The organism is bacterium (assembly GCA_041648665.1).
GTDB lineage: Bacteria > UBA10199 > UBA10199 > 2-02-FULL-44-16 > JAAZCA01 > JAFGMW01.
In genome coordinates, this window is the sequence record JBAZOP010000019.1 from 11,751 (window position 1) to 37,090 (window position 25,340).

At 57.3% G+C, this 25,340-nt stretch carries 21 protein-coding genes; 12 read left to right on the plus strand and 9 right to left on the minus strand.

Annotated elements, in window-relative coordinates; all coding sequences use genetic code 11:
- Window positions 1-140: 140 nt before the first annotated feature.
- On the plus strand, window positions 141-1,793 hold the full coding sequence (locus WC683_08340; GenBank protein MFA4972608.1) for a hypothetical protein: 1,653 nt from the start codon (window positions 141-143) through the stop codon (window positions 1,791-1,793).
- Here the strand turns inward: WC683_08340 and tadA are convergent, their stop codons facing one another.
- Window positions 1,794-2,267 carry a tRNA adenosine(34) deaminase TadA gene (tadA, locus tag WC683_08345; GenBank protein ID MFA4972609.1) on the minus strand — a complete coding sequence of 158 codons (474 nt, stop codon included), beginning with the start codon at window positions 2,265-2,267 and terminating at the stop codon, window positions 1,794-1,796.
- A 112-nt stretch (window positions 2,268-2,379) separates the two neighbouring features.
- On the opposite strand from tadA, the gene WC683_08350 reads away from it, so the two are divergent.
- Window positions 2,380-3,351, plus strand: a complete 972-nt coding sequence (locus WC683_08350; protein MFA4972610.1) for a ParB N-terminal domain-containing protein — start codon at window positions 2,380-2,382, stop codon at window positions 3,349-3,351.
- 10 nt (window positions 3,352-3,361) lie between these two features.
- Here WC683_08350 and WC683_08355 read toward each other — a convergent pair whose 3' ends face one another.
- Window positions 3,362-4,519: a hypothetical protein gene (locus WC683_08355; GenBank protein MFA4972611.1), complete on the minus strand. Its 1,158-nt coding sequence runs from the start codon at window positions 4,517-4,519 to the stop codon at window positions 3,362-3,364.
- Between the two features lie 32 nt (window positions 4,520-4,551).
- Entirely contained in the window at window positions 4,552-5,295 is a 744-nt protein-coding gene (locus tag WC683_08360; GenBank protein ID MFA4972612.1) for a type III pantothenate kinase, read from the minus strand.
- Between the two features lie 93 nt (window positions 5,296-5,388).
- Between WC683_08360 and WC683_08365 the strand changes: the two genes are divergently transcribed.
- Both WC683_08365 and WC683_08370 read left to right on the plus strand, forming a co-directional pair.
- Window positions 5,389-5,661: a hypothetical protein gene (locus WC683_08365; protein MFA4972613.1), complete on the plus strand. Its 273-nt coding sequence runs from the start codon at window positions 5,389-5,391 to the stop codon at window positions 5,659-5,661.
- Window positions 5,662-5,881: 220 nt separating this feature from the next.
- Complete coding sequence (locus WC683_08370) at window positions 5,882-6,631, plus strand: hypothetical protein (protein ID MFA4972614.1); 750 nt, start codon at window positions 5,882-5,884, stop codon at window positions 6,629-6,631.
- A 9-nt stretch (window positions 6,632-6,640) separates the two neighbouring features.
- Here the strand turns inward: WC683_08370 and WC683_08375 are convergent, their stop codons facing one another.
- The 3 genes from WC683_08375 to ald all read right to left on the minus strand — a co-directional run bounded on the left by WC683_08375 (window position 6,641) and on the right by ald (window position 9,906).
- Window positions 6,641-7,675 (minus strand): hypothetical protein, encoded by a 1,035-nt coding sequence (locus WC683_08375; GenBank protein MFA4972615.1) that lies wholly within the window; start codon window positions 7,673-7,675, stop codon window positions 6,641-6,643.
- 93 nt (window positions 7,676-7,768) lie between these two features.
- Entirely contained in the window at window positions 7,769-8,824 is a 1,056-nt protein-coding gene (locus tag WC683_08380) for a DUF362 domain-containing protein (GenBank protein ID MFA4972616.1), read from the minus strand.
- Window positions 8,815-9,906 carry an alanine dehydrogenase gene (ald, locus tag WC683_08385; protein ID MFA4972617.1) on the minus strand — a complete coding sequence of 364 codons (1,092 nt, stop codon included), beginning with the start codon at window positions 9,904-9,906 and terminating at the stop codon, window positions 8,815-8,817. Before ald ends, WC683_08380 begins: the two co-directional genes overlap by 10 nt.
- Window positions 9,907-10,149: 243 nt before the next feature.
- Between ald and WC683_08390 the strand changes: the two genes are divergently transcribed.
- Window positions 10,150-13,368, plus strand: coding sequence for a CehA/McbA family metallohydrolase (locus WC683_08390; protein ID MFA4972618.1), 3,219 nt, complete (start codon window positions 10,150-10,152; stop codon window positions 13,366-13,368).
- 2 nt (window positions 13,369-13,370) lie between these two features.
- On the opposite strand, the gene WC683_08395 is transcribed toward WC683_08390, so the two are convergent.
- The gene (locus WC683_08395; GenBank protein MFA4972619.1) at window positions 13,371-13,607 is read right to left on the minus strand and encodes a hypothetical protein; all 237 of its coding nucleotides are present in this window, start codon (window positions 13,605-13,607) and stop codon (window positions 13,371-13,373) included.
- A 34-nt stretch (window positions 13,608-13,641) separates the two neighbouring features.
- Window positions 13,642-14,019, minus strand: coding sequence for a hypothetical protein (locus WC683_08400; protein MFA4972620.1), 378 nt, complete (start codon window positions 14,017-14,019; stop codon window positions 13,642-13,644).
- A 409-nt stretch (window positions 14,020-14,428) separates the two neighbouring features.
- Between WC683_08400 and WC683_08405 the strand changes: the two genes are divergently transcribed.
- Together WC683_08405 and WC683_08410 are read left to right on the plus strand one after the other, a co-directional pair.
- Window positions 14,429-17,527: a hypothetical protein gene (locus WC683_08405; GenBank protein MFA4972621.1), complete on the plus strand. Its 3,099-nt coding sequence runs from the start codon at window positions 14,429-14,431 to the stop codon at window positions 17,525-17,527.
- A 7-nt stretch (window positions 17,528-17,534) separates the two neighbouring features.
- Window positions 17,535-19,760: a transglycosylase SLT domain-containing protein gene (locus WC683_08410; protein MFA4972622.1), complete on the plus strand. Its 2,226-nt coding sequence runs from the start codon at window positions 17,535-17,537 to the stop codon at window positions 19,758-19,760.
- 32 nt (window positions 19,761-19,792) lie between these two features.
- Here the strand turns inward: WC683_08410 and WC683_08415 are convergent, their stop codons facing one another.
- Complete coding sequence (locus tag WC683_08415; protein ID MFA4972623.1) at window positions 19,793-20,314, minus strand: ORF6N domain-containing protein; 522 nt, start codon at window positions 20,312-20,314, stop codon at window positions 19,793-19,795.
- Window positions 20,315-20,747: 433 nt separating this feature from the next.
- Between WC683_08415 and WC683_08420 the strand changes: the two genes are divergently transcribed.
- The 5 genes from WC683_08420 (at window position 20,748) to WC683_08440 (ending at window position 25,259) form a co-directional block, all read left to right on the plus strand.
- Window positions 20,748-21,356 carry a type IV toxin-antitoxin system AbiEi family antitoxin domain-containing protein gene (locus WC683_08420; protein ID MFA4972624.1) on the plus strand — a complete coding sequence of 203 codons (609 nt, stop codon included), beginning with the start codon at window positions 20,748-20,750 and terminating at the stop codon, window positions 21,354-21,356.
- A complete protein-coding gene (locus WC683_08425) occupies window positions 21,353-22,261 on the plus strand; it encodes a nucleotidyl transferase AbiEii/AbiGii toxin family protein (protein ID MFA4972625.1) in 909 nt (302 codons plus the stop codon). The genes WC683_08420 and WC683_08425 overlap by 4 nt, the downstream gene beginning before the upstream one ends.
- 406 nt (window positions 22,262-22,667) lie before the next feature.
- Window positions 22,668-23,894 carry a hypothetical protein gene (locus tag WC683_08430; protein MFA4972626.1) on the plus strand — a complete coding sequence of 409 codons (1,227 nt, stop codon included), beginning with the start codon at window positions 22,668-22,670 and terminating at the stop codon, window positions 23,892-23,894.
- 12 nt (window positions 23,895-23,906) lie between these two features.
- The gene (locus tag WC683_08435) at window positions 23,907-24,392 is read left to right on the plus strand and encodes a DUF6650 family protein (GenBank protein MFA4972627.1); all 486 of its coding nucleotides are present in this window, start codon (window positions 23,907-23,909) and stop codon (window positions 24,390-24,392) included.
- 30 nt (window positions 24,393-24,422) lie between these two features.
- The gene (locus WC683_08440) at window positions 24,423-25,259 is read left to right on the plus strand and encodes a hypothetical protein (protein ID MFA4972628.1); all 837 of its coding nucleotides are present in this window, start codon (window positions 24,423-24,425) and stop codon (window positions 25,257-25,259) included.
- The last annotated feature ends 81 nt before the right edge of the window (window positions 25,260-25,340 follow it).

Genomic DNA, 25,340 nt, shown 5'->3' on the forward strand with positions numbered 1-25,340 from the left:
TATTAAACACAGGGGGTGGCTTTGCGCAACACCAAATCTGGCCGCTAACGCCTTGAAAAGGCCGCCTAATTTTTCACGCAACCGCCGCGGGTCTGGGCCGATAACACCCTGGTGGCGGTAAACCGGAGGAGATGGGGCGGATGAACCGGCTCGATCAGACATACTCGATGTTCAGCGCCCCCGATGCCAGGGACTGGGGCCGCTCTGTCATAGAAGAGGCGCTCCGCAGCGATCCCGATGTCGAGCTTTTGCACGACGAACTGCTCGGCGCGATGGACGACCCCTCGGTGTTCGCCACCCCGCAGGGCCGCAGGCTTTGGTGGGAGTTCTGGCAGGCCTACGAATCGGTGGTCAGGCGCGCGCCCCTGTTATCCCTTCACTCGCAGGGGTTCGCGAAGAGGTTCGAGTTTTTTGCCGATACCGGCGTTGTGCTACGTTCGCTTGAATCCCTGCCTTGGAAAATTCTCCGCTCCCATCCCGCGAAGCACGAGCTCATGAGGTTCTATAAGGATATCGGGCGCGCCGCGAGTTTGGCGGAGGAGCGTTTGTGCGGGCTGAGATCCATGGTCGAGAGCGAGCATCTGAAACTCATGATAGACATGCAGCTTGAGGAGCTGTCGCAGATAAGGTCGGCCGGAAAGAACGAGCTTGCGAAGGCGAGGAAGAGGCTCTGGGAGATAAACATCGAGGTCTCTGATGCGCTTGCAGTGCTCCAGGATTCGACGGAGGGGATGGATTTCGATCTCATGCTCCTCCTGCGCGGCATGACGGCGGCGCGGGAGCTGACGGATCCGAGGACCAGGCGCATCGTCGAGGCGTTGCAGTCGGTGATCGTCAAGGCGCTCGCGTCCGGCAGGATCGGGGTCTTGGAACGGGAGGCTATAGCGGAGGCGCACATCCTCACCCTAGAGATCCTCTGGGCGCATGAGCCGGGGGCGCCTGCGCCGGAACTCACGGCGGATGCGGGGCAGAACGGCGCGAAGCTGCTGGCCGACTTTGAAGAGGCCTCCGGTTTCGCCTTCGCGGCCATGTCTTCGATGCGGCCTTCGCAGGCGCTCACGAAGATCAAGTCCTTGCCCCATGACCCCTCGTTTGTCGAAGCGGCGATGATAGACGCAGTCTTCGCAAACCGCATGGGCGATCTGTCCATTCCCTACAATGAGGAGATGGCCCCCTTCATAAGGGGTGCTCTGCTCTGCAGGGTTCGCGAGGTGCCGCAGGCCGTGGAAAAGAGTTCCCTCGAGGACACCCTCTTCGAGGCCCGGTTATGCCGTACCCTCCGTTCGCGCCGGAAGATACTGTTGGAGCTAGGCGGCGGCTCCGCCTTGAACGGTTTGCGGATGGCGGCCGAAGATCCTTCCGCGTTCGTGTTCTCGATCGATCCGACCGTGCCGGAGATCTCCGAAGAGCGGATAGAACAGATCGGCTTTGTCCCCCGCAACCACGTGATACTCAGGGGGAGGGCGGAGGAGGTCGTGCCGTACGCCTTTGATAAGCCTTTTGCGGACAAGGCCGTGATGGTCGCTCCGCCGTCGTTCGGGTGGGCGCCCATGATGCTGTCGGCGCTTCTGGCGGTGCGTCCCGGCGGGACAGTCGACATATACAAGTTCAACTCGAAGAATTTTGACTACGGTTTTCTCAGACGCGCCGGGTTTGGGGTGTCCGTGACTTCTCTGCGAGCTGAAAATCCGTTGATTCCTGCCAGCGATTTTTTCAAGCCGGGGATGCCGGTCAGCCACGTCAGAATAACGGTGCCTCTGTTCAGAGGGAATCCGATCATGCCTCTGCTATGATCAAGACTTTTTACCCCTGAGCGCCCTGAAAAAATCGTTGAGCGCCTTTCTGCAGTCCGGTTCCAACACCCCTGATTTCACCTCCATGGAGTGATTTAGCCTGGGGTCGTGCGACACGTCGTAGAGCGTGCCCATGGCCCCTGCCTTGGGGTCTGCGCATCCGTAGACCACCCGGGGGATCCGGGCCTGCAGCATCGCTCCGGCGCACATGAGGCACGGCTCGCAGGTGACGTAGATCGTGATGTCGTCCAGCCGCCAGCTCTTGAGCTTCTTCGAGAGCTTTCCCACGAGCAAAAGTTCGGCGTGGCCGAGCGGATTCTGGGTCTGTTCGCGCACGTTGTGCGCGCGGCCCACGATCTTTCCGTTTTTTACGGCGACGGCGCCGATGGGGACCTCTGCTTTTCGGCCCGCCTTTTGCGCTTCTTTCAGCGCCTCGCGCATCCACGATTCGTCTGTGTTTGCCGTCTTTCGCATGACCGTCTCATACTGCGATTCTCCGCATCGATGCAAACGAGAAGTGTTTGTGGATGATTTTTTTACAGAAAAAAGTTGCAATCTCATGTCTCTTTCTCCATTATCCGCCGCCATGTTACTACAATATCTATCCATCTCAGAGATAAACGTCGCAGATTCGAGCTACAGGATCACGTTCGCGCCTGAGCTGGAGGCGCTTTCCCGCTCGATCAGGGCGGTCGGCATCATCCAGCCGATCAACGTGCGCCACACGCCCGACCACACCTACCAGGTGGTGACCGGTTACAAACGCGTCCTGGTCATGCAGGAGCTGGGCCGTCAGACTGTTCCGGCGCTCGTGCATGAGCCCGGCGATATGTCGCCCACCCAGGCGTTCATGTGGAGCCTGCACGACAATTCCGCCACCAGGGAGCTCAACCTCATCGAGAAGAGCATCGCTCTCGCGAAGCTCAACCAGTTCTGCCAGGTCTCCGAAGAGGACATGGTCAAGCGCTTTCTGCCGCTCTTCAGCCTCGACCCGAGCTACAAGACCCTGCATCAGCTCATGTCTCTGGGCGATCTGACCGAGCCGCTCAAGAACTACGTCGTCTCGAACGACCTCGCGCTTTCCTCCGCGAGCCGCATAGCGGAGTTCAGCCCTTCGACGCAGCAGGAGCTCCTGCCGGTCATCACGCAGGTCAGGCCTTCGGCCAACAAACTGGGCGAGTTGCTCACGCTCATCCGCGAGATCGCGGCGCGGGACGGCCTCACCGTCGAGGAGATCCTGCAGCGCTATCAGTTCATGCAGGTCGTGGCCGACAGGGCCACGTCGGCCGCCGAAAAGGTGAAGCAGCTGAGGCAGGCACTGCGCGGCATCAAGCTGCCGCAGCTGACCGAGCGCCAGAACCAGATCGCGAGCCTCATTCAGGATATCGATCTTCCGGACTCGGCCAAGATCGTTCACGATCCTTACTTCGAGGACGAGAAGATCAAGCTCGAGTGCCACTTCTCCACCCCCGAGGAGATCGATCAACTGGCCAGAAAGATCCAGGAGGCCTTCCAGAAGCAGCATTGGCACCAGATCTTCGATTGGTACAGGGCCTGATCAATTCCTTCTAATTTGATTGCGGACTCTTCGGCTGCTGGATGGGGGCGCGGCTGTGTGCGCCTGCGTTCGGTGCAATATCGTCTTCGGGCTTTGGCAAGGCAGGCTTATCTATAGGTGGCGCGATCTCTACAGCGGGCGTGGGTGTTGCAGCAGGCGGTGTTGCGGCTGGAGTTGATGTCGCAGCCGAGGACCCTGTCTGGGTTGCCTCGGACTCGGGCGCAGGCGGCTTCACCGGAGCGGTAGGAGCGGCCGGCACGCTGGGCGCAGGCGCAGGCAACATCATGTCGGATGGCACGATGCCGGTGGTCTCCGGCGAGATTTTGATGGACTCCACCGTCCCTCCGTTGAATGACGCGGTCAGTATCTCCGAACCGGCCTTGTGGAACGCGACGCCGGAGGGGGAATCTATCCCGGTGTTGAAGCTGTTGAGGGCGAACCCCAGGTCGATCCTGTAGATGGCTGCGAGCCCGGTGCTCGCGACGTAGAGGTTCCCCTTGTCGTCGGCATCCATCCCCTCGAGTGTGCGGAGGAACACGGCCGGCAGAGGCCTCATCTTCCCTGAACGGTTGTATGCTGTGACCTGGCCTGAGCTCCAGCCCGCTACCGTGAAGACCTGTTTGGCGGCATACCACGTCAAACTGTGTGGCTGGCCGAGCGAGTCGCCCGCGACGAAGGTCGTGACCTCGTGCTGTTTTGCGAGGTCGATCCTGTAGATGCGGTTGCCCGGGCCGTCGGCAAGATAGAGCGCCCCGTCGGGACCGACCTTCACGTCGTAGAAGTGCTGCACAGGGAGGTTGCCGAAGTTCACGTCGAAGAGGAGGTTCCCGTAGGTCGTGTCGTACGCGCGCAGTTTGTCTATGTCGCAGACGTAGAGGGTGGTCCCCACGACCGCCATCCCTTTGGGCGCGTTTAAGTCTATCGACTTGTTTGCGCCGTCTATGAATCGGAGGTTTTCGATCGACCCGTCGCCCTTGAGCCTGGATATGAAGCCGTTGTCGTCCTTCGCGTCGAGCGAGCCGTTCACGTTCGAGACGAAGATGAAGCCGGTGCGGGTGTCGACCGCCACGCCGTAGGGATTGGTGAATCCGCCTGTGGTGAATGCGTGGGCCAGGCCTGTCGCCAGCATGACGGCCCCGAACGCCGCGATCAATAATGTGTTTTTCATAAACATGAAATTAGCCGCAAAAGCTTCAACTGTCAACGCATCCCCTTGGAAACGATCGCGAGCCCTTCGAGCACGAGATTGGGATGCAAATGTCTGACGATGGGGCAGGCGAGTTTGACGAGCGCGGCGTCACCGCCGGTGACGACCACCAGCGGCCTAGTGTGCGACTCGGCCGACATTCTGCGCACGATGTGATCGATCAGGCCCGCGTAACCGTGGAACATGCCGGCGCGAATAGCATCGCGGGTGTTTTTTGCCACTATGCGGCGGGCAGGGGAGGGTTTCACGTATGAGAGCCTGGCGGCGATTTTGGCCAGGCTGCGCGCAGAGGAATCGATGCCAGGGAAGATCGCGCCGCCCGCGAACTCGCCCCGTGCTGTCACGAGGTCTATGGTCATCGCGGTCCCTGCGTCGATCACGATGAGCGCGCGCCTGTGCCTTGCGTATGCAGCGGCGGCTGCGAGCAGTCTGTCGACGCCGAGCTGGCTCCTCTTGTATCCCTTGATGGTGATGCCCGCATTGTAAGGCGTGATGATGTGTGGTTTTGCGCCGATGAGTTTCAAGCATGCCTCAGCGAAGATCGGGGTGAGCCTCGGAACCACGCTCGCGATGCATGCGGCGCTCGCTCCAGCGCCTGCAAAAGATCGCATCCTGCGGCCGATCGCCCCTGCAGAGGGCCTTGTAGAATAATCGATAAAACCCCTCTTTAGGAGCCTTTTCCCTGCGAACAGCCCTACGGATGCGCGCGAGTTACCTATGTCGATCGCAATGAGCATGGGCCAAGACTCCATCACTCGGGAAAATAACTCAACCCCCTGTGTGGAATATCTATTGCCAGCAAAGGGCTTCCGTGACTATAAGATCTGGCTATGTCGACGACAAAAAAACTGGATTTCACAAAACCCATGCCCAATCCGTTTGACGAGGTTGAACTTCCGAAGAAGGAGAAAGAGAAGATCGTTCTTAAAGACAAGGCGGGCAATATCTATGAGCTGATGCCCAACCCCTTTGTCGATGATTGCGAATCCCCCGAGTCCCCTGATGAGGTCAAGCCCCCTGCTACAAAGGCCCCTAAAACAAAATCTCCCAAACCAAAGGCCCCTAAACCGAACTCCCCTGTCTCAAGGCTCTGGAAGAAATAATGCCAAAATTTTGACGATTCCGTTTGTCCCTGTCAAAAAGATAACTCCTTGTTTATACGCCATTTCCGTTTGCTCTTCCTAAAACGTTTATAATCTTCATTCTGAGTGTTTCCTCCCTTATGCCCAATGGCATGGATGATGCAATTCATATGAGTGGCTTTAAAACCGTGTTTTTTGCCAGGGCAGCCAACCCCCCTGGCGCTGAGAGAGGGAGGGTCATATGAATAGCGGAGGCAGGATACCGCCAGCGCTTCAAAGCAAGGTGGAGGATTACTGGAGTAAGTACCAGGAGGCGCACAAGGGAATAGATATCAAACCCTTTGAACATCAGATGGGCCTCTTCCTCAAAGGCCTGAAACAGGCCTCTGACGGCAGATATATCGCGCACGTGGATACTCATATAAATCTTCATTCTGCGGAGCTCCAAGCCGATCCGAGGATAAAATGGGTCAATGATAAGGGCGAGGAGGTCAAACTTCCCGGTGTCGACGTCGAAGAGCCGTCATCTTACGCAGTTGCAGAGCCTGCTCCTCCGCCTGCGCCCGGGGCAGAGGCGATGCAGGTGGGTGCCAAGCGCTTCGCAGAGCCAAAGCCCTCTGCAGGGCTGGAGGCCGAGATCTTCGGTCCGCCCAAGCACGCTGATCTGGGCATGAGCAATGATATGTATGGAGAGGTGCTCTCAAGACTTCAGGATGAACAGGATGCGCACAATCCCGGCCTGAGGAATCTGGGAGGGCCTGAAATGGCATTCAAGGTGAACGGCATTCCGTATGAACCCCTGGCGAAGATGGGGGACGTTGCCTCGGGTAAGGCGCTTGCTGAAAAACTGACGAAGGAGTTCGAAGGCAAGCTCGAGGGCGAGTTCGGAGTCTTGAGAAAGGGCAAAGAGATCTATCTGATGTCCCCTGCGAATATGAAGGAACTCAAAGCTCTGCCGGATGGTAAAAAGGAGGGATGGAAGATAGAATAGGGAGCGGACTTATTTCTTCGCTTCTTCCATCTTTTTTCTGACCATGTATATCATGCCCTTGGTGTGCGGGTCTTCGGGTCGCACCTTCTCAGACATGAGGAAGTAGTTGAGCGAGCTCTCCAGGTCCTTTGCACAGCTGTATTCGATCTGGCCCAAGTTCGAGAGCACGATGTGGTTGTCGGGCGAAAAGTCAAGCGACCGTAAAAGCCTCATTTTCACGAATTCGTCGCATGTCTCGGACGGGCCGGATGGGTTGTTGCGAGATGCCCTGATATTGTAATCGTGCGCGAGCAGCTCGAGTTCGGTCATGAACTTCCACCTGGCGTCCGGCCGTTTCTTTGAAAAGATCCCGGAGTCGTTCACCATGAGGTCCATGAAGAGCACTTCGTCGTCCCCGAGCTCCAGCCCGACCAGCGCGTGATCGGCAGGCATGATCGCATTGTCGTAGTGCACCTGTACCGGCCTTGCATCGATCCCTGCCAGGTTCGAGAGCGCGGTGTAGAGGATCACGAACTCGATACACGTGGCCTTGCCTGCCTTTATCACGCCGAGCGCGTTCTTCTCCGGGTCCTTCTGCTCCTCGTCGAAGACTATGCCCATGCCGCCGCGCTTTGCGGGCTTGCGTATGAAATCGAAGATGTCGAGGGCCACGGTTTTGTTGTACTCCGGGCTTCCGGGTTTCAGGCCGTCTGATACCGCCATCATCTTGAATGACTCCACCTTGGCCACGACCCGCTCGAAGTACCACTCGGCCTGAGTGTCCGCAGCGCAGTCGGTGAAGAGCCAGGGTATGCGCATGTCGCCTCTCTGCGAGAGGAAACAGGCGAACGGAGAGTCGAACTCGAAGCTGTCGTCGACAAACACGCTCTTTGCCGCGCGCTCATGGTCCGCATCCTGCTCGCGCTCAGCGGCATCGATGGCTGCTGCATAGATGTCTACGGGAGTGATATCGGAAGAGGGGGAATAGCCCAGGTTCTCCGCCATATACCGGCAGATCGCGAACGCGGACTCATCGGCCTTTACCTGTCTGCAGAAATCGCTCAAATGCCCCCCTCTGGGCCCTGCGTGATTTCACTCCCTTATCGCACCTTTTTTGAAAAAGTTGCGCGGATTTTTCGATTTAACCGTATGATTTCTCTAGATTTGGACCAGCTCGTATTCGCGGCTGCCGAGGCCCATTTCAGCCGCCCTGGCCAGTTGTATCCTGCCGTCCACGCCCGGGTGGGCATCCTCGAAGACGTCGCCGCCCGACTTGAGGACAAGGTCGAACGAGGCCTGGTCTATGGCCACCGGATCGGCGGAGACCAGTATCCCTATGTCAGGGACCATGAGCCTCTCGCCCCTGCTCAGACAGTCGCAGTTCGGCGTGATGTGGTTGAGGAAGTTGACGAACGAGAGCCTCTTGTCGGTCGCAGCGCCCATCGCGTACTCGACCATGCGCTCCTGTACCTGCGCTGCCCCCTCGCTCCAGGTGATCGAGAGCGCGCCGGTGGGGCAAGCGACCACGCATTCGCCGCATCCCACGCACAGCTTAAGATTTATGGAGGCCTTCTTGTTTTCCACGGTCGCTGCACCGTGCGCGCACACTTCTGCGCATGCTCCGCACGCTATGCAGTCCGCTTCCTCGTATGCGGGCGTAGCGCATGAGTGCATCTCGAACTTGCCTATGCGCGCGCCGCACCCCATGCCGAGGTTCTTGATCGCGCCGCCGAAGCCTGTGAGCTGGTGCCCCTTGAAATGGGAGAGCACGACGATCGAGTCCGCCTCGCAGATTCCGCTTGCTATCTTGACCTTGGAGAAGTGGACGCCGTTCACCTTGATGTCTTGATAATCGGTCCCCCGCAGGCCGTCCGCGATTATCACCGGCGCGCCCATGGACTCGATGGTGAATCCGTGGTCGGCCGCGACCCCGAGGTGGCCGATCGCGTTGTTGCGCGGGCCGTGGTAGATCGTGCAGGTGTCCGTGAGAAAGGGTCTGGCCTTCCTCTTTTTGATCATCTCGAGCACCGGCTTCACTAACTCGGGCCGGATGTAGCCGTCGTTGCCCTCTTCGCCGAAGTGCATCTTGACCGCGCACCGGTCGTCCTCGTGCACGCAATCGAGTGCGCGGCTGGCAGCGAGGAACTTCGTGAGCTCCTTCCTCCTCGCCCACGGCAGCATGTAGACCTTGGATTTTTTGTTGGCTACGCCCATTGCGGGAACAGTTTCTTGAGCACCGGCAGCGTCACCTTGCCGCCCTTTGTCTGAAGCCCCTTCGCGAGCACGTGGTCGGATGCCAGCGCCTTCTCCACGCCCTTGTTCGCGAGATTGAGAACATACGGGAGCGTGGCCGTGGTCAGCGCCTCTGTGGAGGTGTGCGGCGTGAGCGCCGGCATGTTCGGCACCGCGTAGTGGATCACGCCGTGCTTGAGGTAGGTGGGATCGTCGTGGCTCGTCGCGCGGACGGTCTCGATGCATCCGCCCTGGTCGATCGCGACGTCGACGATCGCGGAGCCGGGCTGCATGGTCGCCACCATCTGCTCGGTCACCAGGTGCGGCGCTCGGTCGCCGGCGATGAGCACTGCGCCGACGAGGAGGTCTGCCTTAGCTGTCCATTCCGCTATCGAGTCTGGGTTGGATTTCACCGCCTTCATCTTTCCGTTGTACTGTTTCTCGATCTCGTGGAGCTTCTGGTCGCTGATGTCCAGCACCACGGTCTCGGCCCTGAGCCCGAAGGCCACGTCGGCCGCGTTGTGGCCCACGATTCCGCCGCCGACCACGACCACCGTGCCGCGCCTGGTGCCTGTCACGCCGCCGAGCAGCAGTCCTTTGCCGCCGTGGTTGCGGTGCAGGAGGTATGTCCCGATCTGCGTGGCGATTCGGCCCGCGACCTCGCTCATCGGGGAGAGCAGCGGGAGTTTACGGTCGTCGGTCTCGACCGTCTCATAGCCGATGGATAGGGTCTTGTACTCGCACAGCGCGTCCACGAGCTTGGGCACGCTGGCCAGGTGCAGGTATGTGAAGATGTTGAGGTCGGAGCGGAAATACTTGTATTCGGTCTCGAGCGGCTCCTTGACCTTGACGATCATCTCCGCGTTCTTCCAGATCGTCTCAGCGTTGTTTTCGATCTTTGCGCCGGCCTTGACGTACTGCTCGTCCGAGATTCCGGAAAGGATGCCTGCGTTGCGCTCCACGTAGACTGTGTGGCCTGCGGCGGCGAGCTCCTTCACGCCCTTGGCGGTGACTGCTACGCGGGACTCCTTGGTCTTTATTTCCTTCGGAACGCCGATGATCATCTTACGCCTCCTGGTTATGGGGTGCTTTTCTCTATCGTCATGGAGCGTCTGCGTCAACCTTTTAAAGCCTACCCATCCGTACAACTTGTTGATTTGTATAGTTATTGAGCTGACGCATCAGGACATGCTCTCTGATGCAGGGCGCATAGGCATATGCACCCATGTCCTGCAATAAATACGCAACATGTTTGGGCCGGGGCCGATAAGGCAGGGCAGAGAAGCGAAGCGGCTGAAAGGGTGGATATGAGAGAAAAAATCATAGTCACGGCGGCGGCATGTGCGCTGATCGCCTCATGCTCAGGGTCGAAGTCAGCCCCGAGCCCGGACGTCTCGGGATGGCCGGTCACGCCCTTTACGATAACGAGCGAGTCGCAGCTGATCGGCGGGCCCAACGCGCAGGGCAGGGTGGGCGACGTGCTGCTCGCCAACGACAAGATCCGAGTGATCATCCAGAAGCCTGCGAAGAACTCCGGCGTGAACTCGTTCGGCGGCAACATCATCGACGCGGACCTCGCGAGGTCCGGCGCCGGCCAGGACAACTTCGGCTCTATCTTCCCGTTGGTCAACATAGAGTGGACCGTCAACTACACGAACTACGAGGCGGTCTCAGAGGGAGAGGACAGCTCCGCGCAGGTCCTTCGCGCCTACGGCACCGTCGACGCCTACGACTACCTTGACCTCGACTTCATAGGCGAGGTGGCGCAGGGGGTGGCGGGGCAGGCGATCACCTTCGCCAACCGCTTCGACGACCGCCGCAGCCCGTTCGAGATCTACGACGACCTCAAGGGCTTGAGCTTCGACGTGGTCACCGACTACACGTTGGCGCCGGGAAAAAATTATCTCAAGATCGAGACGACCTTCAAAAACGCGGGCGAAGAGGACGTGAAGATGCCGGTGGGCCAGATCATGAACGGCTCAGGGCAGGTCTCCATGCTGATCCCGGGGATCGGTTTCACGCCCGACCTCATGACGCAGGTCGGCGGCAGCAGCCCGGCGGTGGTCTACGCCGGTTTCGACGGCGTGGACGTCTCGTACGGATACTTCTTCAAAGCCGCGCAGTTCATCGATCCCGAGAGCGACGAGCCCTTCAGGACCACGACGATTTCCTATTCCGATGTCACCGGCATCCTTCTCGGCGAGGAGTTCTTGAAGGTCGCTCCGCTCGGGCAGGGCGGCACGCCCGAGATAAATTTCACGATACCCGCCGGCGAGACGAGGACCGTGACCGGTTATTTCGTCGTGGGGAGCGGATCCGCGGGCTCTGTGCTCGACGCAGGTCTTGAGGCGATCGGCGCATCGGTCAGGCCGTTCTCGGCCAAGGTCGTGGACGAGGCCGGGGCCCCGGTGGCCGGGGCGACCGTCGCGGTGATGGCGGGTTCCGCGACGCTCATCACCTATCGCACGGATTCGTTCGGCAAGTGCCAGGGCATGCTCCCCACCGGAGGGGACATGGAGTCGCGGCGCTTTGGAGACGGAAAGTACAAGGCCGTGGTCGAAAAGCCGGGATACCACGCCAACGGCACGGTGGATGCCGGCAGCTGCGCTCCGGCGGAGATCGATCTCGCGGCGCAGCCTGCGGCATCGGTCACATGCACGCTCGGCCAGGCGGGCGCCGTATCCCTCGCGGGCGCCGTGACCGACGCGGATACCGGCGCCGCGATCCCGGCGAGGCTCACGATCGCGGGCGAGGACCCGAGCCCCAACAAGGTGGGCGGCGCAGGAAGGTTCCGCTCCACCATCCACTGGGAGCAGCCGTTCGGGGCGGTGGACGTGAAATACATCACAGCGAAGGGCACGTTCGATCTCACGGGCTCCTCCAGCTTCGGCATCGAGCCCGGCACCTATCTGTTCGTCGTCAGCCGAGGCCCCGAGTACACGGCGCACGAGCAGGTGGCGGAGGTGACGGCCGGAGGCACGCTCTCGCTCGAAGGGATCTCTCTAAAGAGGGTGAGCCCAACACCCGGTTTCATAAGCGCCGACTTCCACGTGCACTCGAACGTGAGCCCGGACTCCATGCTCCTGCAGAAGCTGAGGGCCTTGTCGGCCGCGGCGGAGGGGCTGGATGTCCTGCATTCCTCGGACCACGACTTTGTCACCGACTACGCTCCGTTCATCGCCGAGCTCGTCTCGGAGGGGTACATAGGCGCCGGCGGTATGGCGACCGCTGCGGGCGACGAGATCACGCCCAACCACTACGGGCACATGAACGCCTTCCCGCTGACAGCCGATCCGGCTGACCACGAGGGAGGAGCGCTCGACTGGAGCGCATCTCCCATGGACGTGGTCGGGCCCGACCCGGACCTGTGTCTCGGGCTCGACGATCTCATATCCGCTCTGCGCGAGGATCCGGGCGAAGAGGTCATCCAGATAAATCACATCATGGACAACCCGACCGGGATTCCCCTGGCGGCCGGCTGGGTCACCACGCCGTTCTACATGAAGGACTTCGGAGTCGCGCCCCTCTCGAGCTACGCGGACCCTGTGGAGAGGCGCATGCAGCCGCGCAGCGAGGGCGTATTGTTCCCGCTCGCATACGGCACGTCGGATCTGGTGACGCTCGATTTCGATGCCCTGGAGCTGATGGTCGGCATGCACCTGCATGACACCGGCATGCTCTACCGCTCCGCGCTCCCGACCTGGTTCAACCTCCTCAACCTGGGGCTCATCGTCACCGCCACCTCAGACTCCGACAGCCACACAGCGATCGCAAACCCGATGGGGCTCCCGCGCAACTTCATAGCCAGCTCGGTCGATCCCGCGGACGGGATCGGCGCGAGCCACGACGCGATCGACATCGAGGAGTATGCGAAGGCCATACGCGACGGCGGGGTGGTCGTCTCCGCAGGCCCGTTCATCTCCGTGAAGGCGCAGGGGGAGTCGGGCGAAGCCTCCGTAGGCGGCACGGTGACGGGTGGAAACGCACACTTCGAAGTGCGGGTCACAGCTCCCTCGTGGGCGTGGTTCGACACCGTGGAGGTCTACGCCAACACCGAGCCCATACCAGTGGACGACGACACCGACATGCCGATGCAGGGCACAGCTTCGGATCCGGCGATCTTCTACAGACCGTACCACGTGCCGCGCTACACCTATCAGCCTGCGAAGTCGTTTGCGCTCTCGGGGGGCACCCTCGCCGACTGGAAGAAAGAGGGCGGCGCGATAACCGCTGTCGCATCCTTCGACCTCGCGGTCACCGAGGACACCTGGGTCGTGATCGTGGCGAGGGGCACGCCCGGCACCGAAGGCTATCGCTCCCTCTTTCCGATCGTCACGGACGTGCTGATCGACCGAGCGAAGAAGCCGGCTGCCTTCGACCCTGCGGACCTGGCCTCTTTCCACTCCGACGATCTCGTCGGTGCGCCCGCCTGGGCCATCGCCAATCCGCTCTTCATAGACGCGGACGGCGACGGCTTCACGGCGAAGTACGTGAGGGAAGGCATATCCCCGATCGTGCAGAGATAGCCCTACCTGCAACTCGCGTGCCTCCACAACATGGAGATGAACATCCCTCCGATCCCGGTGAGGCCGTAATAACCCTCATAATCATAGCAGACTTCATGCTGGACGGTCTCAGCTCTCTGCTTTGCCTGTGTCTGGGGCTTTGTCGCCATCACATCTTCGCAGACCTTCATCCTCGACATGGTTGCGCCGTAGCCGGTGTCGCCGCTGTATTCCATGTGGCATATTCGTGTCTCTGACATCTCTTCCTCCCTTTGATCTGGCTGATGTTTGCCTTCAGTACACCCTGTCTCCGTATCCGTTCATGGTGGTGAACGGATCATCCTTGTATGCAGGCCTGACTGTGGGCGTTGTTTCCTTGGCGCCCACAGCGACCGTGCCGCAGCTGCCGAACAGCATGAGAATCAGCCCCAAAATCGTGAAGGTCTGCGTCTTTCTCTCGCCGACCCTGAAGATCGAGCAGGAAGCGGCCTGTGAATAGGTCGGGACCGCGTTCACCTCGGCAATGCCGAGATAGCCGCTCTGAGGTGCGATCGCCCTTGATGTTGCCTCGTCTTCCGCCTCGTCCTCCGACGAGAACAGATCGACCAGGAACCTCACGGTTGCGTCGTACCTCTTCTGCTGCAGCGCCGATACTTCACATAGATTACTCATTTCCTCTTCTCCTTTCCGCGGATCATGTCCGCAAGTTGTTTAAGATCGTCCGTTTCAAACTGCGATAAGCGCAAAAACGAGCGTCGCCGCTGCCTCGTGGCAGCGGGAAAATTCACTAGAGATTTATTGATTCAGAATGCTGTTTTGATGCGGGTCACTTCTTGAAAGCGGGGTTTTTAAATGCGTGATGCGCGTGATGCGGTCGCCAGTTTTTCGGACACACGCGCTTCGACGCGATAATAAATCGCGCAAAGGAGAACTCCATATGTGTGCCCGTGTAATTCATTGAAAAGGCACCCTAGGGGAAAGATGGCGCCCGTGCAAGAAAAAAATCGCCGCACGACTCATTCGTTGAGCTTTTCCCGGGAATCTGCTAATTTTTGGAAGATATTTTTATGGGGGAGGGGATTTGAAAAGAACGGCGATTGCTCTCGTTCTGACCCTTGTCGCAGCTGTGTTTGCGGCCGACGCCCATGCCGCCGTATTCGACCCGGGCGCCGGCTGGCGCTCGCTGGATTCCCCGCACTTCAAGATCCATTACCCGGAGCGCATCCGCACGGTCGCCGAGAAGGCGGCCGTCATCCTGGAGGACTACTACCCGAAGGCCGTGGAGCTCTGGGGCTGGAAACCGTCCGGAAACACGCAGGTCGTGCTCAACGACAACAGCGACGAGTCCAATGGCATGGCGAGCGTGCTCCCCTACGACTGGATGCTGATCTACGTGGCCCCTCCTTCGCCCGGTTCTTCTCTTGCGAATTACGACGACTGGCTCAGGATGCTCCTGATCCACGAGTTTGCGCACATCGTCCAGATAGACGCGGTCGGCGGTTTTTGGAGGCCGTTCCGGTTCATCTTCGGCAAGACGGCCGCCCCGTCGGGCATGAACCCGGTCTGGTTCCGCGAGGGTGTGGCGCAGTTTTCCGAAACCTACTTCACCGAGGGCGGCCGAGGCCGCGGCTCTTACAGCGAGATGATCGTGCGCATGGACGTGCTGGATGACGAATTTCTCACGATCGACGAGGCCGACGGCCTGGGATGGCGCTGGCCCGGTTACAAGAGCGCGTACGTCTATGGAATAAAGTTCACGCAGTGGCTCGTGGACCGCTACGGGCTCGACCGGTACCTGGAGTTCGACCGAATGGTCAGATCTAGCCCACTGCTCGGGATGCTCAACCACAAGACCCGAAACGTCTACGGAAAGACCTTCTACGAGCTCTGGAACGAATGGAAACAGGATCTCTCCGATGAGTACGCCAAGGAGAAGGTCGAGCTGGAGGAGGTGGGGATCAGCGAGCCGGATGAGGTGATACTCCCGATCAGGCGCGACGAGGAGTTCAAGATCCCCACGCTCTCGCCCGACGGTTCGAAGTTGGTCTACCAGGTCCTCTCTCCGCACGGCAGGCCCGAGATAATGCTCCTGGATATGGCCACCGGCGAGAAGACCCGCCTGCACAAGGGGCACGAGGCTACCCAGTTTTCATGGAGCCCCGACGGGACGAAACTCGCCTATTCGGACATGGGCAGATACAAACACTACAACAGATTTTTCGATCTGTGGGTGTACGATTTCTCGATAGAGAAACAGAATAAGAGGCTCACGAAGCTCACCTCCGGGGCCAGGGCGCGCGACCCGGAGTTCGATCGCACGGGCGATTCGATAATATTCGTGGCCGGCGACGCCGGGACGGACAAGCTCAAGAAGATAGACGTCGAGACCAAGGAGATAGTGGAGCTCACGCCGGCGGTCGAACCTTATACCCAGTTCGCCAATCCCAGGGTCTCGCCGGACGGCGGCTCGATAGCGCTCTCGGTCTGGCAGCCGGGCGCAGGATGGCGGGTTTGGCAATACACCGTTGACGGCCGGCCCATCCGCCGGATGACGGACGGCAAGGGGCTCGTCATCGAGAGCAGGCCGGTCTGGTCGCAGGACGGCGGTTCGATCGTCTTCTCCTCCGACGAGGGGGGGATCGCCAACCTGTATCGCGCGAGCCTCGGCGGAAAGAAGGTCGAGCGAATCACCAACGTGATATCGGGCGTGTACGAGCCTACCGTCACCACGGGCGGCACGGTCTATGCCCAGTATTACACCTCCAAGGGTTTTGTGATCGGGAGGTTCAACGAACTCTTCAGGTCGTATCCTCCGATCGAGAAACGCAAAAGCCGGACGTCGGAGTACTGGGACCGCGAGGGCAAGGGCCTCGATCGCGGGGTGAAGGTGAGCACCACGTTCACGACCAGGGGAAAAGTTAGCGATGAGACCACGACTACGGTGAGCGCCGGCCCTGAAGAGGGGGGCGAGGGTCAGTATCCCATAGAGGAGCTCAAGCTGATGGACCGCAACTACGTCGCCTGGGGAGCGCCCCTCCTCCTGCCCAGGTTCATACTCCCGGCGGCCGCATATGCGGATGATACGCTTTTCGCCAGCGTGATGACCGGCGGCTCCGACCCGCTCAGGTGGCAGAACTGGCTCGCGGGCATGACCTATATGCTGGACGCCAATCACATCGGATATTTCGGCCGCTACTGGTACAACAGGTACAAGGTCATAGGAGGCGTTGGGGTAAGGGACTACGCCGTCGACTTCGGCAGCATAACGTTCGATTATGACAACGATCCCGCAACCGCTGCGGACCAGAGGACCGTGCACTATTTCGAGCACCGCCGCGGTGCGAACGCGTTCCTTATGCTGCCTTATAACGAGCACCTCTTTTCGCTCTCGTATTTCTACGAGGATCACATGCCGAAGACGAGGCTCACTCAGCCGGAGCAGGACGCGCTGAACCTGGGCATCTTCGCCGGCATGAACTTCGAATACAAGTACAACGACTGGGAGGAGTTCCCGGCCTCCATCAGCAAAGAGAACGGCCGCACGATAAGGCTCACCACCAACATCACGAACAAGTTTTTCGGGAGTGCGGACCGCAACGAGCAGGTGATCTTCTCCGGCGATTGGCGCGAGTACGTGAGGCTGGGGAGGCATCAGGTGCTCGCGCTGCGCGCTTCGGGCGGAATGACGTGGGGCGATCAGCTCGTGCAGGGAACCTTCGGATTGGGCGGCGCCGTGGGCGAGGGACCCCTTTCGTCGGGGGGCTCTTACACGTACTTCCCGCTGCGCGGCCTTCCCATCTCCGCCCTCTCCAGGACCAGGGCCATGCTCTTCTCCGCGGAATACCGCTTCCCGATATTGGAGCCGCTCAGGGGCATAGGCACTGCGCCGGTCTTCCTCAAACATTTGAGCGGCGCCATATTCGTGGACTACGGCAACGCGTGGAACGCGCACGAGGGGGGATGCGACAGCTTCAAGACCTTCTTCGACCAGTTCCTCATGGGCGTGGGCGCGGAGCTGCGCGGCGATTTCATCATCGGCCACGGGCTTCCGATACACGGCAGGCTGGGCTACGGCATAATAGTGGTGAACCGGGACCGCATAAGCCGCCTCACCGATCCGCTGCTGGGCACGAGCATAGATTACGGCACGCTCCTGCTCGTCCTGGGCTATGCATTTTAAGGCTATGATGAAAACTCTTTCAATGAGGATCTCTTTCGCGATCGTCATCTGCGTGGTCGCGTGCGCCCAGGGCGGGGCAAAGGCCGCCCAGGCGCCCGGCCCGCAGTCCGGGAAGGCCGCACCCATTGCATCGGCGGCCGACCTCGACGGCGTGATATCCGGAATCCGCGACCTTGAAAAGCGCGCATCTTCGTATACGCCCGCAGAGTGGGACTTCGTGCTCGGCTACGCCCACTTTGCTGCGGGGAGATACGAGGAGGCCGAGAGGCGCTTCGCCGCGGCCTCGGGCCGCATCCAGGAGCTCTCCGATTACATCCTCTATCATCGCGCCGCGTGCGCCGTGAGGCTGGGCAGGTATTCCGATGCCATGGCGTTTCTGGATGAACTCGCGGCGGCATTCCCCGACACGGCGTTGGCGGGGGATGCTCTGGTGGAACGCTCCATGGCCCTCACGGGCATGAAGCGCTATGGAGAGGCGGAGGCAGGTCTGAGGAGGGCGCTCGGGGACGCCCGGGACTCCGAGGCCGCTCGCATCGAGAGGCTCATCGCGGGAAACTACGTGGCGATGGGCGACTCCGAGAAGGCGGTCGACTTCGTGAAGCGCCTGGCGATATCGGCCGGTTCCGAGCAGGATCTGGCGGTCCTCTCAGAGCTCATGTCGGATGTGAAAAAGCGCTTCGGCGTGGACGTGGGGAAGTGGCTCGCCGCGCCGTCGAGGCAGATGGCGCTGGTCCGTTCGTTCATAGGGCAGTCTCAGTGGCGGGATGCGGGCGTGCGCCTCGAGAATATGCTCCGCGGTTCGGGTTTGGATTCCGACGAGCGCATTGAGGCCAAGTGGCAGCTCGCCAAGTGCTATCGCTGGACCCACCGCTACGACGAAGCGATAGCGCTCATAGACGAGCTGACCAAAAACCCGTCGGGCGGCCCGGGCGTAAACGGGATCGAGTCCACGCTCGCGATGATCTACGCCAAAAAGAATGAGTTCGAAAAGGCGAGGGCGATTCGCCGGCGGATGCTGGAGAGGTTTCCCGCCGGCTCGCGCGCGGCCGCGGAGATCGCGTTCAAGATAGCTTTTTTGTATTTCGACGAGGGCCGATACGACGAGGCAATAAAGCGCTGGGAGACGGTGGCCGCGATGCGCGGCGCCGGCTCCACCGCGTCGCTCGCGCGATGGTACATCGCGTGGAGCCACATGATGAAGGGCGCGAGCTCCGCGGCGCTCGCTGTCTTCGACGATATGCTCAAGTCCCGCGGCGCCGGCATCGACGACAGGATCGGATACTGGAAGGGCCGCCTGCTCCAGTCGATGGGCAGGGAATCGGAATCGCGCGAGGCGTTCAAGGAAGTGATCAAGAGACATCCCAAGGGTTACTATGCCGAGCTGGCGCGCCGGAGGCTGGCCGAGAGGAGCGTCGGCGAACGGGACATCGTCAGGGCAGAGGGGAGCTGGCCTTCGGCTGCGGACTGGAAGCCGGGCCAGGTTTCGAGCGACGGATGTCCGCATATGGCAAGGGCGCTTGTCTTCGACCGACTGGGCCTGCACGATGCGGTCGGCCGCGAGCTGCGCGCCATAGACTTGAAGAGACATCCGCACCTCGCGTTGCCCGCGATGTGGCTTGCGCGGCGCAACTTTGCCCATGATTTCTCCTACAGGATGGTGAACAACGGCGCGTACAAGGAGACCCTGAGCCGTCCGCCCGGCGGCGATCCGTTCGCCCGCTTCGTTTGGGAGCAGTCCTATCCCAGCGCGTATGAGCCGGTCGTGGAACGCTACGCCCGGGTCTCGGGCGTGGATCCCCTGCTCGTCTGGTCCGTGATGAAGAACGAGTCCACCTTCAAGCCGCAGGTCGTCTCGCCGGCGGGCGCCGTGGGACTCATGCAGCTCATGCCGACGACCGCGCAACGGCTCGCCGGCGATGCGGGCGTGGACGGCCATTCGCGCCTCGACCTCTACGACCCCGCGACGAATATCGCGTACGGCGTCACGTACCTGGGGAAGCTCTCCAACATGTTCGACGGCAACGCCGTGGCCATGATCGCATCGTACAACGCGGGCGAGGAGGCGGTGGGCCGCTGGCGCGCCAACAGCAGGGCCAAGGACATCGAGGGATGGATAGAGGAGATCCCCTACGCCGAGACGAACCTCTACGTGAAGAAGGTCCTCACCTCATACTGGAATTATCAGAGGCTCTACGGCGATCAGCCGATCGCCAACATCGGCCCCAGGCAATAAGGGACAGCCCGCAAAGAATTCAATTCATCGTTTCAATGTATCAACCCCGCCTTTTTCTTTTTCTGAGGCAGCGGGGCCATGAGCTTTCTTATCGCCTGGAAGAGCGACACGATCGCCTTGTCATGCGTTCCGACTTGCCTCTCGAGCTCGGCGAGCTTGTCGGCCAGCTCTTTGTGGGACGCCAGGAACTGTCGCAATCGTATGAATGCCCGCACTACATAGATGCTGGCTGCGACCGCGCGCTCAGACCGCAAAACATTGGCTGCCATGACAGCGCCGTGCTCGGTGAAGGCGTAGGGGAGATATTTGATATTTGTGCCTCTCTTCAAGGTCACAGATTGTGACCTTGAACGCATAGCCTCTTCAATATTGAGTTGAAACATAAAATCTGCTGGAAAACGCTCACTGTTCCTTTTTACTGCCTGATTGAGAGCCTTTGTAGTGACTCCATAAAGTTCCGCGAGATCTGAATCCAGGATGATCTGTTGGTTGCGTAAAAGCAAAATCTTGTTTTCGATCGTTTTGGTTGGGATCAATTCGTTGTGCTGCGACATATTTTCCTCCTGAAATCAATTAGTTGTACGTTTGAGATCGCAATTTGCGACCTCAAAGGCGCAATCTCTTGTTTATTAACTGGTATAGCAATTCTCATGCCTGCGTGGATGGACGGGAAAACAACGAGTTAGAGAAATCGGGTGCAGCGAAACGCTGCACATCTGCAGCGATTCTGTGCACTCGCTCCGAGTACTGATATAGGGGACAGTCCGCGGCAGTCGCTGCGCCTCCAGGCTCCGCTCCTAATATTTCCCGCATTTCGGCAACTTATTGAATACAGACGAGAAAAGGGGACATGTACGCGTTACGTGTCCCCTTTTCTCACTCTTCGCTTGCGGTCCAGTCTTGACCATGAACGCAGCCTTTCGGGCGTTTATATTTGTGGTATAAAAGTCTTTGTATTTATCCATAAGTATATATAATATTATACTTATGGAAAAAGATGATTCGTACAGCAAGGCCATTGAGGTCTTTAAGTCATCAGGTGGCGTGATGAGGATATCCGAAGGCATAAAGCGAGGTATCAACCCCAAGACCATCTATGTGCTGCTCGAGCGGGGCGTCATTGAAAGGATCGGCAAGGGGCTCTATAGGCTGGTCGATATGCCCGACCTTTCAAATCCCGATCTCGTTATCGTTGCCAAGAAAATTCCGGACGGCGTCGTGTGCCTCCTCTCCGCGCTTCAGCACCATGGCATGACGACGCATATTCCCAAGGTCGTGGACGTGGCCCTGCCAGAGCGACACCATGCGCCGAAGATAAAGCATCCGCCGGTGAAGATAGTCAGATTTTCCGAGGAATCCTTTAAAACGGGCGTCGATGAGGTTGCGATCGACGGCGTCATCGTAAAGATATTCAACCCAGCAAAAACAATTGCTGACTGCTTCAAGTTCAGGAATCGCATCGGCATCGATATCGCGGTCGAAGCCCTGCGGTCAGGGTACAAGCAGAAGAAGGCGACACCCGCCGATATCCTGAAGTATGCCAGGATATGCAGGGTAGAGAAGATAATCAGGCCGTATCTTGAGGCGCTCTTGTGAAGAACGATATCAAAAATGTAGCGCACTCGGTTCACCGACGATTGCTCAATGAATCCCGCAAGCGGAACCAGCCGTTCAACGCAATCCTGCAGCTCTATGCCATCGAGCGCTTCCTGTATCGTATCGGCAAATCGGAGTACTCCAAAAAAATCCTCCTCAAGGGCGCGCTCCTGTTGCAGGTCTGGAAGATGCCTATAGTAAGGCCGACGATGGATATAGATGTGCTTGGAAGACTCGAATCGTCGGAGAATGCATTGGCCCGTGTCATCAAGGACTGCATGGAAGTGACGGTAGACGATGACGGGCTCGTATTTCATACCGGTACCATAACGACCGAGACCATAACGGAGGATGCCGATTATCAAGGCGTCCGCATCAGGTTCAAGGCTTCCTTGGGCAATGCCGATATCACATTGCAGGTCGATGTGGGAATAGGAGACGATGTAGTCCCCGAGCCGCTCTGGATCGATTATCCCGTTCTGCTGGACAATGAGAAGCCGCACCTGCTCGCATACACACCTGAAAGCGCGATTGCCGAGAAGTACCAGGCAATGGTGGAACTCGATATGGCCAACAGCCGCATGAAGGATTTCTATGACATCTGGCTCTTATCCGGCAATCTCAACTTCGATGGAAAGCAGCTGGCTGAGGCCATCAAAGTTACGTTTGGAAGACGAAAGACGGCGCTGCCCGCGGATCTCCCCACAGCTTTAAGCGATCGGTTTGTCGAAGATGAGATGAAACAGACGCAATGGAAGGCCTTTCTCCGAAAGAGCGGATTGGAGCAAATTGACTTAAGGGAAACCGTCAAGAGGTTGCACGATTTCCTGATGGCGCCGACAGCGGGATTATTGAACGAAGGGAACTTCGAGTTGCGCTGGAAGGCCGGCGAGGGATGGAGATAGACCTCGGCAAAGGGCGCTGGTGGCTGGTTACATTTCTCTGCTAAGAATATTTCAGCATGTCAGGAACGCGTTGAACACGCCAGCGCATGCACGTCATTAGCGCATGCACGTCATTAGCGCATGCACGTCATTCCCGCGAAAGCGGGAATCCAGTGGTTTTCAGCTCGACGAAACCCGCCTGCCACGAATCTTTCCCGCATTTCCGCAAGTCATTGAATACCTTAGCCTTTCCCAAATATCCCACCCAATCCAGCATCGTGTCAATTGCGGTCCCAGTCCCGACCCTGAACGTCGGGTTACGAGGATTTGTTATAAAAAAAGTTATAAAAATCCGTGCCAGAGCCTGGGTTGGGGATCTGTTTGGGAGGGAGGGACAAGGCCCCTTGACCAAGATATAATTTCTGCAATGATGTCTATGCACTGCTATCAATTTGTAAAAAAATCGGAGTTCAAAGTGAATAATGAAAATGAAGAGAAATTAATCATTCAATCAGAAAACCCCATCGAGCAAATATGGGTACACCTCTCATTGTGGCAAAGTCGTGTTGTTGCTCGCCGGATGATTAAACGGCGTGCTGAAAGAATATCTGTAACTCTTTCAACGGAAGTTCTTAATGCTAAGGCAACTGGTGCTGCGTATTGTATCCGCAACGCATTCAATTACTGGGATACAGGCGTGCTTGATTGGAGTCAACGCCTTCTGAATTCTTATTATGGTTTATTTTGGTTCATTGGAGCGCTTCTCATCGCTGATCCTAAAACTCCATACGATCTGGAACGGTTGGAAGCAACAACTGCGCAGGGACATGGTCTGGGAAACGTAATTGATGAAGACATAGATTTCCCAGACAGTTTCAAACTCTTCGTGAAGGGGGACGGATTTTTTGTCCACTGGCTTCGATATGAAGGTATCGAACCGGAGAACTATACGGTAAAGTCTCACTTGTTATACAAGAGCTTCTCTTCAGAGCAACAGGCACGTCTTTTTAGCATGGGAGATATTCTTGCGAGAATACCTGAAATCTCCTCCATATATGTAACAGCATATGGAAAGCCACCTCTGTCTGTTCATGTCTTCTATAGTGATCGATCTTTCTACGAGAAAACTGAACGTAACTCAGAACTCATCTCACGTGGAACACCGATGTCCAGTTTACCACGTCCTGGTTTTGGAGATGTGTGGCTTGGTTTTAAATCTGTTACCAATCTTGAAGAAGAATTTATTCGTGATGTCCTTAAGCTACCCTTGAAAGACATTCAGCTGTATAATGCCTCAAACGATAGCAACTATTGGATTGGAAAAATATACGTTCCATCTGAATCGCATTGGGGGAGTGAGCTTGGTGTGTATCATTCTGCAAATTGCCCCACGTCGTGGATAAAGCCTCTTTTGGGGACAAAGTTTCAACCACTGACACTGTTATTTGCTTGTTTATATGGAGCGAGCATTCTCGTAAGATATCGTCCACGACTATGGCGAGAAATTCGAGAAGGAGAACTTGATGCAAGCTACGCAGTGTTACGTGCCATGGAAGGTGCTGCACGGCGAATCGTACCTCAATTAATTATGGATCGTCTTTTCGACGGAAAGGCACATGTTGCTCAACCAGGTAGCTTATTTTCTCTTGTTTAAACAGGAGGAATAATGAAATTCAAGGAAATCATTAAACGCCTTACGGGAATAAGCACCCCAGTATTTGGAGTTTCGTGGAATCCCACATCTACAGAACGAGACATCGCTAAAGATGTTGTCACGTATTTAGAGGATAGACGTGTACTATATGTCCCATCAGAAATGGAACAGCCACATCATTGTGTTATGTCGATATTGGAGATCAGAAAATATTTGACTGATGCGATATCAAAACTGGAGCAGGACAGTGAACTTGCAAAATCACTACGTGCTTTGAGAGCAGCTTGTCGTAAATTCCTAGAGCTGACCGATTCTAGAAATGGAGATATTGTTAGATACGGCGCACATTCAGGTCATTGGGCTAGTTGGCAATTCAATGGTGCGCTTGGTGAACTGAGAGGCGTATTTGGCATACATATCGCAAAAATTGCAGCTGCTTATGGACTCAATGTTGAAAATGATTTGTCGTTGATTCTTCCAAGGGAAGATGTTGAATAAATTGAATCCTTTCAAATTGTATCTGAGAATATGGATGGCATCATGGATTATATACATGTAGTCACCGCATTTATAGTTGTTGTGTTCAGTACTGTTCTTCAAATTGTCTCTAAACTTATAGACATCATTACGCACCATGTGCCTGAACTGGCTGGGGTATCTACACTTATCACAGCTATAGTGACCTGGTGTATGGTGCGGGAAATCAAGAAACAACGGCTAAGCTCGCAAAGACCAGATATCATAATTCGTGAGAGCAATTACAAAATTGCCTTGGTCAATTCTAGTTCTGGAGGTTCACGGCTTCACTTTGAGGATGGTGATGTAGGACTCGAAATCGCCAATATCGGGAATGGTCATGCTAAACACATAGAAATAAGATGGAATTATGATTTGTGCGAACTTCTTCGGTTTCTTAAAAAAGCTGATACAGACAAATTATACACATTTGAATTTGAACACAATTCAATAATGCTGACAATTAAATCATGCGATCCCTTCAATACCATACATGCTCATGGTCACGTTCTTACTTCTCAAGCGAAAGCTCATTTCCGTACAATGTTACGAAATGTTGACTCTGCCCATCAGCTAATTCAAATTCCCAATGCTTATTTGGAACTATATTTGGTAATGGTAAGTCTGTACACATTGAATAATCCGAATCACAATACTATTTTTAGTACGATTGATCAGTTTCCTAAGTTATCCGTCAATATAAAATATTTCGATATTGAGAATAATACCTATAATACGAATTATCAAATTCAATTCAATCCCAGTGCCTTCTCAAAGCCTAACATAAGTAGTGAACAAAATATTTATGAAATAAGTTGGGGAGAGATAAGAACAGAAGAAGTTAAGTAAGAATCTGCAAGGAAACTGTACAATTGAGATTTGTGTGAGTTGCAATTTCAGGCACAACACATAACTCATAAAACATCACAA

Excerpts from the sequence above, each read along its gene's own strand:
- WC683_08440 (MFA4972628.1), top strand. The coding sequence starts at position 24,423 with ATGGATGGCATCATGGATTATATACATGTAGTCACCGCATTTATAGTT.
- WC683_08395 (MFA4972619.1), bottom strand. The coding sequence starts at position 13,607 with ATGTCAGAGACACGAATATGCCACATGGAATACAGCGGCGACACCGGC.
- WC683_08350 (MFA4972610.1), top strand. The coding sequence starts at position 2,380 with ATGTTACTACAATATCTATCCATCTCAGAGATAAACGTCGCAGATTCG.
- WC683_08435 (MFA4972627.1), top strand. The coding sequence starts at position 23,907 with ATGAAATTCAAGGAAATCATTAAACGCCTTACGGGAATAAGCACCCCA.
- WC683_08340 (MFA4972608.1), top strand. The coding sequence starts at position 141 with ATGAACCGGCTCGATCAGACATACTCGATGTTCAGCGCCCCCGATGCC.
- WC683_08390 (MFA4972618.1), top strand. The coding sequence starts at position 10,150 with ATGAGAGAAAAAATCATAGTCACGGCGGCGGCATGTGCGCTGATCGCC.
- WC683_08415 (MFA4972623.1), bottom strand. The coding sequence starts at position 20,314 with ATGTCGCAGCACAACGAATTGATCCCAACCAAAACGATCGAAAACAAG.
- WC683_08355 (MFA4972611.1), bottom strand. The coding sequence starts at position 4,519 with ATGAAAAACACATTATTGATCGCGGCGTTCGGGGCCGTCATGCTGGCG.
- WC683_08400 (MFA4972620.1), bottom strand. The coding sequence starts at position 14,019 with ATGAGTAATCTATGTGAAGTATCGGCGCTGCAGCAGAAGAGGTACGAC.
- WC683_08430 (MFA4972626.1), top strand. The coding sequence starts at position 22,668 with ATGATGTCTATGCACTGCTATCAATTTGTAAAAAAATCGGAGTTCAAA.
- ald (MFA4972617.1), bottom strand. The coding sequence starts at position 9,906 with ATGATCATCGGCGTTCCGAAGGAAATAAAGACCAAGGAGTCCCGCGTA.
- tadA (MFA4972609.1), bottom strand. The coding sequence starts at position 2,267 with ATGCGAAAGACGGCAAACACAGACGAATCGTGGATGCGCGAGGCGCTG.
- WC683_08380 (MFA4972616.1), bottom strand. The coding sequence starts at position 8,824 with ATGGGCGTAGCCAACAAAAAATCCAAGGTCTACATGCTGCCGTGGGCG.
- WC683_08365 (MFA4972613.1), top strand. The coding sequence starts at position 5,389 with ATGTCGACGACAAAAAAACTGGATTTCACAAAACCCATGCCCAATCCG.
- WC683_08420 (MFA4972624.1), top strand. The coding sequence starts at position 20,748 with ATGGAAAAAGATGATTCGTACAGCAAGGCCATTGAGGTCTTTAAGTCA.
- WC683_08370 (MFA4972614.1), top strand. The coding sequence starts at position 5,882 with ATGAATAGCGGAGGCAGGATACCGCCAGCGCTTCAAAGCAAGGTGGAG.
- WC683_08360 (MFA4972612.1), bottom strand. The coding sequence starts at position 5,295 with ATGCTCATTGCGATCGACATAGGTAACTCGCGCGCATCCGTAGGGCTG.
- WC683_08410 (MFA4972622.1), top strand. The coding sequence starts at position 17,535 with ATGAAAACTCTTTCAATGAGGATCTCTTTCGCGATCGTCATCTGCGTG.